The following is a 13,825-nucleotide window of genomic DNA, read 5'->3' as shown; positions in this document are numbered from 1 at the left end:
CGCCTTCAGGGTCTTGATCTCTGCCCGCAGTTCCTCATTAGCCTCCCGGAATGCTCGATTCTCCGACGCGAGATGTTCATTCGTCTCCATCAACCTTCGATGCTGCCGTGCACTTTGCGCCTTCAGTTCCTTGATCTCAGCCTGCAACTCTGCTATTTCTGCTTTGAGTTCCTTATTACCTTTCTGAAGCGCTTCTATCAATCCTCGGCCATTCTGTTTGTCTTGAGTCTTTAATGTATCTTCCCCCGGTTTCTCATTGCCCTTGTGAATGCCTTCACTTTTCGGTTTTAGTAGGCGGATGGAATTTCCGCTATTTGTTGGAGTCGAAATAAGCAATGTACTAGATTCCTTGCTATTTTTAGGATTCACAACAAGGCCGGTGCCGTGGTTTCCCCTGTTTCTTGATTTAGAAGCAAGCTTTACGTTTACTTTTCTCACAGTGTTCCCTCCGTTATAAGCCGACTTCCTTATAGACCTCCAATGTCTTATCCACCATGGTTCCCAAAGCCCATTGCGTCAAAGCCCTTTGCTTTCCTCTTTCTGCTATTGAGTTTCTGTAATCATCATCTTCAATCAACGTTTTCAGGTTTTGATACAATACTTCGTCGTTGCCCGCCGGAGATATTAACCCAGTCTCTCCATGTACGACCATCTCTGGTATACCTCCCGCATCTGATACGACAACAGGTTTTCCGACAACCTGCGCTTCCATAACTGAAAAAGGCTGGTTATCCTGAAGGCTGGGGAGTACAAAGATATCCGATTGATGGAGAAGAGATGGCACATCATTGCGGTTACCCAAAAAGATGATTTCGTCCTTCAGATTCATCCGTTTCGCCTGCTGTTCCAACTGCTTGCGAAGCGGCCCATCACCAACGATCCAACAAATCCAGTCATTTCTTTCCTCTTTCAACATCGCGAGCGCATTCAAGAGACACTCGTGGCCCTTCACTGGAACAAGTCGAGCTGAGCAGATAATAACTTTTTTATTTGACGGGCGTTCAATTTTCGGATATTGATCTGTTTTTCTTAATACATTATCGATATCCATGCCATATGGAACTATCTTTAAGTGATCACTCGGGATGTTGAACTCCTTGACATAGAGATTTTTTAACCATTCGGTAGGAACAATTGTGATGTCGCTAGAGGTCGCTCCATAGTATTCTTCCATGGCCGCATATCTCCAGGCCAATGCATTTCGTTCTTGGATCTCACCCGATATAAGGTACTGAGTCGCAAGACAACCATGGATTGTAGCAATTAAAGGCAGACGCTTAGGTTTTACACGCCATAAGGCCCGGGTCGAGACTATGTCTTGTGTGTGTATGAGGTCGTATTTCGTTAACCCAAATACCGCAGCTGCTGCTTCATAAGAGTACCTTTCTATTTCCCGCCATCGGATCCAAGAATCAACCTGGGAAAGTTCTTGATTGTAAAAACTGAGAACTTTTTCGTATATCAGATCCTTTACCTTGAATTTCTCCAGATATCGGCCATTGTTGGGCATATAATATCTTTGCATATCCGGATGGTGAGCAAGGATATCTACCTCATGGCCCATGCTCTCCAATTTGCTCCTCAGATTATATACATAGGTTGATACTCCTCCAACATGCGGAAGACACCAGTACGTGGCCAATAGGATTCTCACGCTAATCTCTTCCTTTCCGGCATTGCTCCATTCTTCGTATATCTTCGTATATCTTCGTACCGGTTCTTTCTTAAATTTGTACAATCATGAATGATGTTGCCTTATGTCATTGGGTTCCATTGTAAGCACTAGATTGCGGCAAGCCCTGTCACAATGCGGAACTTATTCAGCCCCAAGAGGGCCCACAACCGATTTGGACATCTACTTCTTGAAATGACCAGGTAGGTCTAAACCGGAATCTCGGGAGCGTTTCATGATCTCCACGGCATGTAGTCCAGCGGTGGCGCCATGAGGCCTCTTCGTCGCTCCCATCCAGCAAAAAGACCATTGCGCGACGAGGCTCGTAGAGCATGATCTCGAATACCCTCAATTTTTTATAGGGCCGTTAGACTACGCCTCCTCTCGCCAGGGATATCTGTAACAGCCTATGTAGACCTTTCTCCAATGGAGCAGGATATGAGTCCATTTTTCAGAGGCTTATGTCACCGCTTAGGCCCCGTGACCGATTGGACAAGGACAAGTGAAAGGACAAGTGAAAGGACAAGTGAAAGGACAAGTGAGATGAAGGCTTTAAGCTTTAATGTAAAAGCCGTGTTTATCCGCATCTGCCGGCGGAGCGTCTTCAGCCGGTTTGCCTGGCCTTCCACTGGGCCATCGCTCCGTGGTTCCGCAACCTCAGGCGCAACTGCTCGCTGGATCCGATGCGCGAAGGATTGGATCTCGAATGCCGCAGGCCAGTACCTGCCTCAGCCATCCGTCCAGATCACACGGTCATGCCGTACGACAAGCCCTCAAAGGCGCCGCACAGGATTCGAATTTTCAGCCCCATCAAGCTTCTTGAGCCGCCGCTTGAGGTAAAGCTTGTCTTCCCCCGTACAGCAGGCTTGTGTCCGTTGTTTACAGGCGCCCGAGTTCAGTCAGATATGTCGCAAGTGTGAAGGTAGACCCTGTGTTCCGGACAACGGACAATTCCGAATATATCTAGTGGGATTGGTAGCGGCGTGTCTTTTCCGGCCGACATTCGGTATACACCGTCGTAAACGAGTCCTCTATTTCGATCCCCTGGGCCAATCATGGTGTGGAGCAATGAAGAAAGGGCCGGCATACTCCGGCACTCTCCGCTATCGCGACCGTACGGATCGCCCGAACCCTCTGGGCCAGTGGAACAGCCTTCATCCACGCCGACCACATAAAACGAACCGTCAGACCACCTGACGCTGCTGCTCCAACACTTTCCTGTGGGATGGCAGAAGCAGTGTAGCTCCGAGATTCATGAGTGCAATCACAAACACCACGGCAAAAATGTTGTGCATACTGTGGGCCAACGCTTGGTGAAAAGCCTGAACAGCGGATCGCGATACCCCTGCGGTCTGAGTGGAGGTCAATGCCGCCGATATCCCTCCGCTCCACTTGAATCCGTGGGCCTGGGCGTAGGCGCTCAGCGAGTTGTTGAACCAGGTGCCAAACGCCGCCACTCCGACAGTCTGGCCGAGCGAGCGGACAAACGTGTTCGAAGCCGTGGCAGCGCCGCGCATTTGCCAGCCGACAGCCGATTGTATCAGGACGGTGGTTGGCGTCATCGCATACCCCATACCCCAACCCAGGACGACCATCACCCCGACGAAATACCAGTACGGGGACGCCAGCGATACAGCCAACAGCCAGGCGCAGCCAGCCGCAATCAAGATGCCGCCGAGGACACTGGTCGTTTTCGACCCAATTTTGTACATGTAACGTCCCGCCAACGTGGCCCCTGTCGGCCAGGCCAGGGACATCGGCATCAAAGTCAACCCTGAGCTGGTGGCGGAATGGCCCAGGATCAATTGTATCCACATCGGCAGGTACACGTTTCCGCCAATCAATACGCAACTGGCCAAAAACGCAATCAAATTGGACACGGCGATGACTGGGATACGAAACAGAGACAGGGGCACCAACGGTTGCGCAACCTTGGTTTCCACAACGAAAAAGACCAGCAAGCTGATTGCGGCGACCACAAACAATCCGACAGCTGTCGCCGAGGTCCAGGCAAACTGCTGGCCGGCGCCCAAGAGTGCGTACAAAAGCGCCGTGATGCCCAACGTGAACGCCACCGCTCCGCCGTAATCAATCTGCTGTTTTTTGCGGTCAAATGTCTCATGCAAGAAGAACCAAACGAGAAGCAAGGATATCAGACCGACCGGCAGATTGATGTAGAAGATCCAGCGCCACGAGACTTTATCGACAAACAGGCCGCCCACGAGCGGCCCCAGGAGGCCCGCAATACCCCATACGGAGGAAAACAGCCCCTGCATGCGGGCACGCTGCTCGCCGGGGAACAGATCCCCGATAATCGTGAACGTGATGGGCATCACAGCCCCGGCGCCAATGCCCTGAAACGCTCGAAACCAAATTAGCTGCGTCATGGACTGGGCCGCGCCCGAAAGCATCGAACCCAAGACAAACAGGATGACACCGATTGTGAAGACGGTTTTCCGCCCAAACAAATCGGCGAGTTTCCCGTATATCGGCGTGGTGACGCAGGTTGTCAACGTGTAGACCGCAAACACCCAGCTGGTCATACTCAGACCGCTGAGGTCCTCAATGATTCTCGGCATAGCTGTGCTCACAACCGTCACATCAATCGCGACCAGCAAGATGGCCACCAGCATAGCTACGGTTACCATCGTACGATTCGTCTGTCTCGATTGCACGCGCCCCACTCCATCCGTTACTGTCTGAACTCCACCGCCGCTCTGCGCGGTCGTCCCATACGACTGGGCTGGATTACCGCTTGCCATACAGTGGTTGGATCACTTTGGCTCGGCACAGCCGGTTCAAGGAATAGGTCTAAATCCGCATAAGCCGCCAGCAGCAAAGGATCCTTGAAGTCCTGCAGGATTGATCCCGCGAACTCATATGCGCCTGCTTGCCAATCGGCCAGTGGTACTTTGGTAAGAGTTTGACTGGCGCTGGGGAATCTGTGCTTTGCACGGCAAATCTATCCCCTAATAAACCAAATATTGCGCTCCTACGCAATCCTGGCATGACGCGCCTGGCTCATAATCCGTTGCATGGGCTGCATACTACCCTACAGACTGGGCCATGTCCAATCCACACGGACTCACGATACTCGAAGGGAGGATACCTGACCATGCATGAGTCGCAGCGAGTGCCCGGATATCGAATGAGAAACATGGATGAACGCGAGTTTGTCAAGACATATCAGAAAAATATCCGGCGCTACGAGGTAAAAGGCGGAGATTTGTCCGAGCGGCCGAAGCGAGCGCCCGCAGACGCAACGCACCCAAATCCCCCTGCCTCCGACGTCCATCCGGAAGCACGCCGCTGAGGTGGTTGGTCAAGCACCCCAACCGTTGCTAATATGTAGATACTGCGGAACCCGGCGGGCACCCCGCGTACTGGCGGTTGTTCCGGCTTGTCCGGGGCTGGGTTCCAGCGACGGGGAGGGATCAGCGCTTTGCAGCCTTTGGTCGGTGTCATCATGGGCAGTCACTCGGACTGGCAAACAATGCAGCACACGTGCAACATATTGGAGGAACTCGAAATCCCCTATGAAAAAAAGGTGGTGTCCGCCCACCGCACGCCTGACTGGATGTTTGAATACGCGGCCAGCGCAGAAGCCCGTGGCCTGGCGGTAATTGTGGCCGGTGCGGGCGGAGCGGCCCACCTTCCCGGTATGGTGGCCGCCAAGACCACGCTGCCGGTTATTGGCGTCCCCGTGCGAACTTCTAGCTTGTCTGGCCTCGACTCCTTGCTGTCTATCGTGCAAATGCCGGGCGGTGTACCGGTCGCCACTGTGGCCATCGGCAAGGCAGGAGCCGTCAACGCGGGCTTGTTGGCCGCCCAGATGCTTAGTCTTCGAGACCCGGGCATTCGACAGCGATTTGCGGCGCGCAGGCAACGCATTCAGGAAGAGGTCCTGACAGGGGGAGATCCGGGTGAGTAATGTTTTTGTGTCCAGCAAACAGATGCGCGACGTGGTACTTCCCGGAAGCACCGTCGGCATTCTCGGCGGCGGCCAACTCGGCCGCATGGTGGCCATCGCCGGCCGGCGCATGGGCTATCGGTTTGTCACGCTGGATCCAACCCCAGACTCGCCAGCCGGACAGGTGAGCGACCGGCAAATTGTGGCCGCCTACTCGGACCTGGATGCGGCTCGGGAACTGGCAGCATGCAGTGACGTCATCACATACGAGTTTGAAAACGTGGACGCCCGTGTGGCTGCCCTGCTCGAACAGGAGTCGTATGTCCCCCAGGGCAGCCGCTTGTTGCACACCACCCAACATCGAGTGCGTGAGAAACAAGCCCTGCAGGCCAGCGGCGCCGAGGTTGCGCCCTATGTTCCGGTCCGCAGTCGCTTTGATCTCGAAGCGGCCATCCGCACGCTGGGCTGCCCATGCGTGTTGAAAACGTCCAACGGCGGCTACGATGGGAAGGGGCAATGGATCATCCGCGATAAGGAGGATGTGGACAAGATTTGGCCGGAAGCAAAGGAGGCAGTCGCCAGCCACGAGCAAGACGCGGACGAGCCGTTGGTAGCGGAGAAATTCGTCGCCTTCAGCAAGGAACTGTCTGTCATCGTGGCGCGCAGCGTACGCGGTGAAGTCCAATCCTTTCCCGTGGCCGAGAACATCCACCGCGGGCACATCCTGCACCTGTCCATCCTTCCAGCCCGCATTCCGCAAGACACGGCCCGCCGCGCCCAGCGGCTCGCGGAACAGGTGGCGGAAAGGCTTCAAGTCGTCGGCCTGCTGGCGGTTGAGATGTTCTTGACCCCTGAGGGCCGCCTGTATGTCAACGAGCTGGCGCCGCGTCCCCACAATTCGGGCCACTACACAGATGACGCCTGCACGGTGTCGCAGTTTGAACAGCACCTACGCGCGGTATGCAACCTGCCGCTCGCGCACGCAAAATTGACCACACCGGTTGTCATGGTCAATGTGCTCGGTGAACACATGGCCCCGCTCCTGCAAGCCATGGCCCACATGGACGCACGGATCAAAGTTCATTTGTACGGCAAACACGAGGCGAAAAGCAAACGGAAGATGGGCCACCTGAACGTCCTGGGCCCCTTAGAAGAAGCGTTGGCGGCTGTCCGTGAGCTTGGCGTGTGGCCGCCGGAAAGTCTCAGCGTCTCGGAATAACCAAGGCGGTGAAGGCGACGGAATATCGTCACATTCACCGCACAGTCTGCGATATATCGACACGCTCTCCGTGCTACACTGAACGTGTGAGATTCAACAGCGAGGGGGACGCAAGGTGAACGGCAACCGCGAATCCTATAATCCGCTGGTGTCATTCGAGCGTTTCTGGAAGATCGCCGAAAAAATCACCCTGGTTTGCTCTTTCGCGTTGGTGTTTGGCACGGTAGGATATGTATCGCTGCACGCCCTCGCCTAAGCCTGACCATCCTGCCCAAAGGCTGAAGCCCGCCGACTCAAGCAGGCGCCGACGTCCTGCATGATGCGGGATACAACTTCGGCTGCGGGCAGGATGTCATGGACGAGGCCTAGACTTTGACCGCAATTGGCCCAGCCCTCATCTAACCGGCCCTCGAGGGCAGCGGCAGCGTTTTTTTGGCCTGCGACCAGAGGCAGAAGCTGATCCAGGTCCCCTGGGGTTTCCTGCTCCTGCTTGAGGACGGCCCGCGTGTACGGGGAGTCCAGAACACGTGTCACTCTGCCGAGGGAACGCTCCATGACGAGGGTGCCGGTCACCTCGCCGTCCACAATCGCCTGCTTGTAGGCCTCGTGGGCTTGACACTCCCTTGTGGCGACAAACCGCGTTCCCATTTGCACACCCTCGGCTCCCAGGCAAAACGCGGCTGCCGCCGTTCGCCCGTCGGCGATACCGCCCGCGGCGACAACGGGAATCGAGACGACGTCGCAAACCGCCGGAACCAGCGACAGGGTGGTCAACTCCGCGGGGCCGTCATGGCCGCCGGCCTCCACACCTTCGCATATCACGACGTCGACGCCTGCCTCCTCGGCCTTCAGTGCTTGGCGCGGTGTCGACGCCAACGTCATCACCACCAGTCCCAACCGCTGCAGGGGAGCCACGTAGGGGATGGGATTGCCGGCCGATAAACTGACCGCATGGATATGCGCGGCCATCTCTTCAATCACCTGAAAGTATGCGTCCGGGCTGCGGTGCTCGCTGAGCGGCACATTGACGCCGAATGGCTTCTGTGTGCAGCTGGCCGCGATCTCTATCTCCCGGCGAAAATCCTCGGGACTCCGCCCGCCAGATCCGACCTGTCCAAAACCGCCGCCCTCCGACACGGCAGCAGCCAAGCGGCCATTTCCAACATACGCCAGACCGCCCTCAACTATCGGGTATTCGCAACCAAGAATTTGGCACACACGTGTCTTCAAGCGTTCTCCCCCCGAGGTGCGTGTTCTGAGCTTTTCTCTATACTAATCCCGCCAACAGTCGTCCGCAATCTGACATTGCTCGCAAAAATCTGCTGAATGAACGACCCGACATCAACCGGAATGCGACTGGGGCGGAACCCGCAAACTCTATGATACAATGGCCCTCATGGGTGGCTGTTTGCCTGCCAATCTACACCCAAGCGTCTCGATACGCCGGAGGAGGTCAACCAGCATGCCTGTTCAGCCGGATACATTCCGCCGCGTGCTCGCCCGCTTTGCCAGCGGCGTAACCGTGGTTACGATGTCGGATGGAGTCGAAGCCGCCGGCCTGACGGTGTCGGCGTTTTGTTCCCTCTCCCTCAATCCGCCCTATATCCTGGTCTGCATCCATCAGGGGTCGTCTGCGTTGGAGGTCGTGCGCAGGAGCGGAGGTTTTGCCGTGCACATCCTGGCTGAAGACCAATCCACGCTGTCGGCGCGCTTTGCCAGCCATGATGCTGACAAATTCGCCGGTCTCCAGTGTGAAACCGGATTGCATGGAACCCCGATTCTAAGCGGCGCGCTCGCCCACTTGGAGTGTTCCTTGGTGCAGGAGGTGTCCGCTGGCGACCACTGCATTTTGATTGGCCAGGTGGAGCACGGAGAGGTGGACGAGGGCAAGGCACCGCTCATCTACTACACGGGGCATTACCGGCAACTGCTCCCCTGACTACCTGTGCACCACGGATCGCCTGGCTTGCACCTGCTGGAGCGTGTGCTCGACGACCGCCGCCGCCGCGTCGGGCCTCGCCAGGCGCAGGCATGCCGCTTGCATCGCAGCGCGCGTGGTCGAGCGGCGAAGGGTTCGCAACGCCCGCACCAAATCGGTCGTCGAGTTCACCGCCTTGGCCGCTCCGTGGCGGACCAAAAACTCCGCGTTGTCCATTTCCTGCCCGGGCTGCGGCCGGTAAATCAACATGGGGCAGGCCGACGCCAAACACTCAGAAACGGTCACGCCCCCTGACTTCACCACGGCAAAATCGGCCCCTTGCAGCCAATCGGCCACATTGTCAACGAACGGCAGGGCGTGGATGTGCGGCCACGACTGCGCCCAGCGCTCCACCTGCTGCCGCATCTTGCGGTTTCGGCCGCACATCACATAGACGGCGTGGTGCGGAAACAACCGTCCACTGCGCTGCAACACCGACAGCAAATGCGGAAACACGCCCCTTCCCCCCGTCGCGTAAAGGATATACGGACGCTCTCCGCCCACCCCTGCGCCAATGTGACAGGAGAGGAACTGCTGCCGGATGGGAATTCCCGTCACCACCAATTCCTGCCCGGGCTGAAGAAACTCGCGCATCCCCTCGGCGAGGGACGCATGGGCGATAAAATACGTATCGACATTATGGTGAAACCACCGGCCGTGCACAGTGAAATCGGTGATAACCACGCCAATATAGGGTCGCTCCGCGTCTTTTGAGATGGACGCCAGAGAATGGTCCGGAAACAGCTGCAGGACAATATCCGGACGTTGTTCTTGCACTTGGCGCAATACCATCTGCCGGGACATGGACGACAGAACCTTCCAAAATGTATGATCCGGACCGAAACGAGCCGTCGCCCGATAACTCATTCCGTACATCTGAGGCGCAAACCGAGTCGTCCATTCGTACGTCCATTCATTGAAGTGAGCCACACGAGGGCTTGTCTCCCGATAGATGTCCAGTACGGCCGTAGAAACTCCGCGCTCTCTGTAAGCCTCGCACAGCGCGCGCGCCACCTGGTGGTGGCCGTCTCCGATGTGTGCTGTCAACAGTAGAGCCTTCACCATCGGCACCTCACGTTCGATTCGGTTTGTCGTCCGACGCCACCTTGACCGACCGCGCAGGATCGTGCGGATGTCCATGCATGGTTATCAGGCGCGCCTTGGTCGTCGCCACGAGTTTCGGCACAAAGGCTTCTGGATGAGCCGCCAACAGCCGATTGGCCTCCGGGTTGAACGCCTTGAGCACCTGGCGAAGGTACCAGCGAGTGAGGGGAGCGAAGAGGCGATTGCGTAATGGGAACGCCTCGAACCCCATGCGCTCAATCCCGCGATGAATAAACGTAATCCCGTACAACACCTGCACATCGGCGAACTCCGGATCGGCCATGCGCCGGGCCAGAGCCGGCAGGGATTGGCGGGCCATTTGCAGCAACTTGACCGTAGAAGCGAGAATATTCTGTTCCTGCTTCAACACCCGGGCCACCACTGCATTGTTGACGTGCAGCTCGACAACCGGCTGCCCCCGTTTGACAACAATCCCGTCAATCACGAAAGGTTTACCTATGTAATGGGCCTTCGACACATAGAACAGGTCCTCCACGCCAGGACGAATGGGTTGAACCTTGAACAGCCAGCGAAACCCAGCCTCCCAGAGGTCCCAGAAGCGCGCCTTTGCGTCCACCAGAATCCCCCCTTCAATACCACTCATCCAGCGTGCGAAACGAGTATCCGGAGGCACGCACACGCCGCGCCAATTCTGGAATCAGCGCAATCACCTGTTCGGGCGCGCCCGCCTCGGCGCCCAACGTCTCATCGCTGTCGTGCAGGACGATTATAGCCCCCGGATGCAGGCGCTCGACGACTCGCTGCAGCACCTGGCCCGGTGGTTGCACGCGCCAGTCGCCAACCATGATGGACCAGGTGACCAGCCTGTGAGTTCGCAACGCGGCGCACAATGTGACCGCGTTGAGCGCCCCCCACGTCGGGCGGTAAAACCGCGGTCGCAGGCAAAAGGTGCGCCCCAAGGCGTCCGTCGTGCGCCGAAACTGCCGCAGCGTGCGGCCCGGGGGAAGTAACGGCACGAACGCGTGGGTCCAACCATGCACCTCCACCTGGTGCCCCTCCGCTATCATGCGGCGGATCAAGTCAGGATGGGCCAGCGCCTTCTGGCCGACGACAAAAAAGGTGGCGCGCACCCCAACCGCCTTGAGAGCGTCCAAGAGGCGACCCGTATACTTGGCATCCGGCCCGTCGTCAAACGTCAAGGCGACCTCCCGCCGCACCGGCCCTGTGCGCAGCGCCCACAAGCGACACAGCCGAGTTAGCAGGTTGGGAACCAACGCGTACAGGCAGAGCAGGACGAACGCAGCCACAACCATCCATCGCCACACGCACCTGTCACTCCCATCTGCCCGGCCGGCCGATGACGGGCAACGGGTCCTCTGGCTGGTCCGCCGCAAAGCGCAGCAACGATTCAGCGATCCGTCCGGCCGCCCCCGGACGGTGTGCCGCCCGCGCCGCGCGCCGCATCGCCTGCAGGCTGTCCGGATGCTCCTGCAACTGCCGCAGTTCCTCAGCCGCGTGCTGGATGTCCGTGACCCAACGCGCTGCCCCCAGATCCACCACGTACTGGCCGTTGCAGACCTCCTGGCCGGGAATCGGGTGGTACAGGAGCATCGGCAGTTCCATGGCCAGCGCCTCGGCCACCGTAATGCCGCCCGGCTTGGTCACCACCACGTCCGCCATCGCCATCCAGCGTTCCACCTCCGTGGTGTAACCGAGCACGCGAATGCGGTTGCTGTGCAGCGTGCGCAACCGCCTGTAAAGCTTATCGTTGCGGCCGCAGATGACCACAAATTGAACCGGGGTTGCCTGCATCACCTCCATCCACTCCGCCACATCAGCCACGAGACCGGCGCCCCCTCCCATCAGCAGCACCAACGGCCGCTCGGCGGAGAGCCGCTCGGCCTGGCGCAGTTCCCGACGACAGGCCAGCGCCTGCCGCGCACCTGAGTCCTCAAACCGCGCACGGATGGGCATCCCGCTGACGACGATGCGCTCGCTTGCCACGCCGAGCGCCGTCAACTCCGCCTTTACCTGCTCCGTCGCGACAAAATACAGATCTGTATGCTCCTGCACCCACTGTCCATGCGCGGTGTAATCGGTCAACACGGCCGCTACCGGGATACGCGTGAAGCCTTGCTCACGCAATTGCGCCATCACGCCGTTCGGGGTGGGGAACGTGCTCACCACCACATCCGGAGCGTACGCCTTCAGGCACCGTTTGAACTTCGCCATCCCCAGCCGGTTGATTCGCCGCTGCAACGAAGAATCGCGGTCCAACCGCGACATCGATTTATAGAAGACTTCGTACAAAGCGGGAGCCAATTGCACACCCTGAATCAAACTGAACTTGGCAAACGACCGTAAGGCTGGATTGAGCCACTGGGTGTAATCGACGAGCTTCACGGTCACCCCTTGACGGCGTAACGCTTCCCCCACCGCATTGGCCGCTTGCATGTGCCCGTCGCCAAAAGAGGCGCTCATGAGCAAGACTCTCACTACAATCATCCTCACTGCATCATCAAGGTCAAAATCTCTGCGCCCGTTTGATAACCCGGTGCATGCGTGCGCCCCGTACCAATACCAGTATATCACCACAGTCCGCCCTGCACGATGTCCCCGTCCATGCCGCCGGGTACCCCTCCAGGCGCACATGCCCGGCCGGCCGCGACAGCCACGCGAGGCTGCGGAGCATGTCAAACCTCTTCCTGTATCGCCGGGACATCCAGCCCCAGTCGGCGCGCCACCACGCCGGTAGTGCTGGCTTGCAGAACAATCGTCACCAGGATCGTCAAAAACGTGACCGAGCTGATGACGTCCGCCCCGGGCACCCGTCGCGCCGCCAACATACCCGACAAAGCGGCCGGTATCACCCCGGTCTCGCGCACCCAAAACATGAACAGGATGTCGCGAATCCCCCACTTGGCCCGCCTGTCGACCGGCGTGGACGCCAGCACGGTGAGCGGGCGCGCCATCGCCATCAACACCACGACGACCAACAACCCCGGCCACAGATGGGCAGAAACCGCAGAGAAGTTCACTTGCGACCCCAGCAAGACAAAGATCATCATCCGCGCCAGCAACGTCATGCCGTTGCCAAAATGCGTGATGTGATCCGTGCTCAGATCCGACAACGGAAGGCGGAAGGCTGTTCCGTTCCCGGTGACGACCCCGGCCGCAAAGGCGGCCATAAAGCCACTGGCGTGCAAAATCTCCGCCAGCTCATAAGAGCCCAGCGCCACCACCAGCATGACAATAGAGGCGTAAGCGTGCAGTCCTCCCCATCCCTTGCCGGAGATCGTCCACAAGGCCGCGAGTCCACAGGCGAGGCCCGCTGCCAGTCCAACCACCGCCGATTCTAAAAACCCCCAGACAGGCTGCCACCAGTGCACCTCCTGATGGGAACCGACTATGTCCAGCAGCGTGAACACCAACACCGAAGCGGTGGCGTCATTGAAAGCCGACTCCGACTCGACCGTCTGTTCCAAGCGCGGCTTGATAGGCACACGGGAGAAGACGGGTATCAGAGTGGCCGGGTCTGTCGACGCCACGACAGACCCCAAAAGCAGCGCTGTCAGCCAGTCGAGCCCAAGCGCCAGGTGGGCAGCCGCTGCCACCACCAGCGCCGACACCAAAACCCCTATCGTCGCCAGCAACCCAACACTTATCCATACCTCCTGCAAGACCCGCAGCGAGACCGCGCGTCCGCCGTCAAACAAAATCAGTACGGCGCCAAAGTTGATGATGAACTGGTTGACTTGCGATTGCCCCGGCTCGCTCAGCCACCCCAACAGGTACGGACCGGCCACGATGCCGACCACCAAGAACGCCGCCACGTCAGGGATGCGCGGTCGCTCGGTCAGCTTGGCCACGACCACCCCGCCGCCAAAGATGAGCAAAAGCGCCTGCCAGGCACCGTCCCAGGTCTCCAAGTTGAGCAAGTCATCCACTCCTCAAACACGTGTTTCCAACTCGTATCCAGGG

General features: G+C 58.2%; 14 protein-coding genes. 5 read left to right on the top strand and 9 right to left on the bottom strand.

Annotated elements, in window-relative coordinates; translation table 11 throughout:
- From AK2_RS16915 to AK2_RS11195, 3 genes are all read right to left on the bottom strand, one after another.
- The coding region (locus AK2_RS16915) for a hypothetical protein (protein WP_157076313.1) at positions 1–438 on the bottom strand (438 nt) is incomplete at its 3' end.
- Positions 439–451: 13 nt separating this feature from the next.
- Entirely contained in the window at positions 452–1,654 is a 1,203-nt protein-coding gene (locus tag AK2_RS11200) for a glycosyltransferase family 4 protein (protein ID WP_067934375.1), read from the bottom strand.
- 1,202 nt (positions 1,655–2,856) lie between these two features.
- Positions 2,857–4,347, bottom strand: a complete 1,491-nt coding sequence (locus tag AK2_RS11195; protein WP_281180653.1) for an MDR family MFS transporter — start codon at positions 4,345–4,347, stop codon at positions 2,857–2,859.
- 440 nt (positions 4,348–4,787) lie between these two features.
- Between AK2_RS11195 and AK2_RS16910 the strand changes: the two genes are divergently transcribed.
- The 4 genes from AK2_RS16910 to AK2_RS16905 all read left to right on the top strand — a co-directional run bounded on the left by AK2_RS16910 (position 4,788) and on the right by AK2_RS16905 (position 7,057).
- Positions 4,788–4,985 (top strand): hypothetical protein, encoded by a 198-nt coding sequence (locus tag AK2_RS16910; RefSeq protein WP_157076312.1) that lies wholly within the window; start codon positions 4,788–4,790, stop codon positions 4,983–4,985.
- Between the two features lie 153 nt (positions 4,986–5,138).
- Positions 5,139–5,603, top strand: coding sequence for a 5-(carboxyamino)imidazole ribonucleotide mutase (gene purE, locus AK2_RS11190; protein WP_067934397.1), 465 nt, complete (start codon positions 5,139–5,141; stop codon positions 5,601–5,603).
- A 22-nt stretch (positions 5,604–5,625) separates the two neighbouring features.
- Positions 5,626–6,801, top strand: a complete 1,176-nt coding sequence (gene purK / locus AK2_RS11185) for a 5-(carboxyamino)imidazole ribonucleotide synthase (protein WP_067934395.1) — start codon at positions 5,626–5,628, stop codon at positions 6,799–6,801.
- A gap of 115 nt (positions 6,802–6,916) precedes the next feature.
- Positions 6,917–7,057 carry a hypothetical protein gene (locus tag AK2_RS16905; RefSeq protein ID WP_157076311.1) on the top strand — a complete coding sequence of 47 codons (141 nt, stop codon included), beginning with the start codon at positions 6,917–6,919 and terminating at the stop codon, positions 7,055–7,057.
- Here AK2_RS16905 and AK2_RS11180 read toward each other — a convergent pair.
- On the bottom strand, positions 7,054–8,031 hold the full coding sequence (locus AK2_RS11180; protein ID WP_067934370.1) for an NAD(P)H-dependent flavin oxidoreductase: 978 nt from the start codon (positions 8,029–8,031) through the stop codon (positions 7,054–7,056). The genes AK2_RS16905 and AK2_RS11180 overlap by 4 nt on opposite strands.
- 232 nt (positions 8,032–8,263) lie before the next feature.
- On the opposite strand from AK2_RS11180, the gene AK2_RS11175 reads away from it, so the two are divergent.
- Positions 8,264–8,740, top strand: coding sequence for a flavin reductase family protein (locus tag AK2_RS11175; protein WP_067934368.1), 477 nt, complete (start codon positions 8,264–8,266; stop codon positions 8,738–8,740).
- Here the strand turns inward: AK2_RS11175 and AK2_RS11170 are convergent, their stop codons facing one another.
- From AK2_RS11170 to AK2_RS11150, 5 genes are all read right to left on the bottom strand, one after another.
- On the bottom strand, positions 8,741–9,826 hold the full coding sequence (locus AK2_RS11170; protein ID WP_169794780.1) for an MGDG synthase family glycosyltransferase: 1,086 nt from the start codon (positions 9,824–9,826) through the stop codon (positions 8,741–8,743).
- A 25-nt stretch (positions 9,827–9,851) separates the two neighbouring features.
- The gene (locus tag AK2_RS11165; protein ID WP_067934362.1) at positions 9,852–10,460 is read right to left on the bottom strand and encodes a YkoP family protein; all 609 of its coding nucleotides are present in this window, start codon (positions 10,458–10,460) and stop codon (positions 9,852–9,854) included.
- A 13-nt stretch (positions 10,461–10,473) separates the two neighbouring features.
- Positions 10,474–11,169 carry a polysaccharide deacetylase family protein gene (locus AK2_RS11160; RefSeq protein ID WP_245632875.1) on the bottom strand — a complete coding sequence of 232 codons (696 nt, stop codon included), beginning with the start codon at positions 11,167–11,169 and terminating at the stop codon, positions 10,474–10,476.
- A 7-nt stretch (positions 11,170–11,176) separates the two neighbouring features.
- Entirely contained in the window at positions 11,177–12,349 is a 1,173-nt protein-coding gene (locus AK2_RS11155; RefSeq protein ID WP_169794779.1) for an MGDG synthase family glycosyltransferase, read from the bottom strand.
- A gap of 188 nt (positions 12,350–12,537) precedes the next feature.
- Positions 12,538–13,782: a cation:proton antiporter gene (locus AK2_RS11150; protein ID WP_067934358.1), complete on the bottom strand. Its 1,245-nt coding sequence runs from the start codon at positions 13,780–13,782 to the stop codon at positions 12,538–12,540.
- Positions 13,783–13,825: the final 43 nt, after the last annotated feature.

The organism is Alicyclobacillus kakegawensis NBRC 103104, assembly GCF_001552655.1.
Lineage (GTDB): Bacteria > Bacillota > Bacilli > Alicyclobacillales > Alicyclobacillaceae > Alicyclobacillus_G > Alicyclobacillus_G kakegawensis.
Note: the sequence above shows the minus strand (reverse complement) of the source record. Positions and strands in the feature narration are given on the sequence as shown.

Coding starts and splice junctions, on each gene's coding strand:
- AK2_RS16910 (WP_157076312.1), top strand. CDS start 4,788: ATGCATGAGTCGCAGCGAGTGCCCGGATATCGAATGAGAAACATGGAT.
- purE (WP_067934397.1), top strand. CDS start 5,139: ATGGGCAGTCACTCGGACTGGCAAACAATGCAGCACACGTGCAACATA.
- purK (WP_067934395.1), top strand. CDS start 5,626: ATGCGCGACGTGGTACTTCCCGGAAGCACCGTCGGCATTCTCGGCGGC.
- AK2_RS11175 (WP_067934368.1), top strand. CDS start 8,264: ATGCCTGTTCAGCCGGATACATTCCGCCGCGTGCTCGCCCGCTTTGCC.
- AK2_RS11155 (WP_169794779.1), bottom strand. CDS start 12,349: ATGATTGTAGTGAGAGTCTTGCTCATGAGCGCCTCTTTTGGCGACGGG.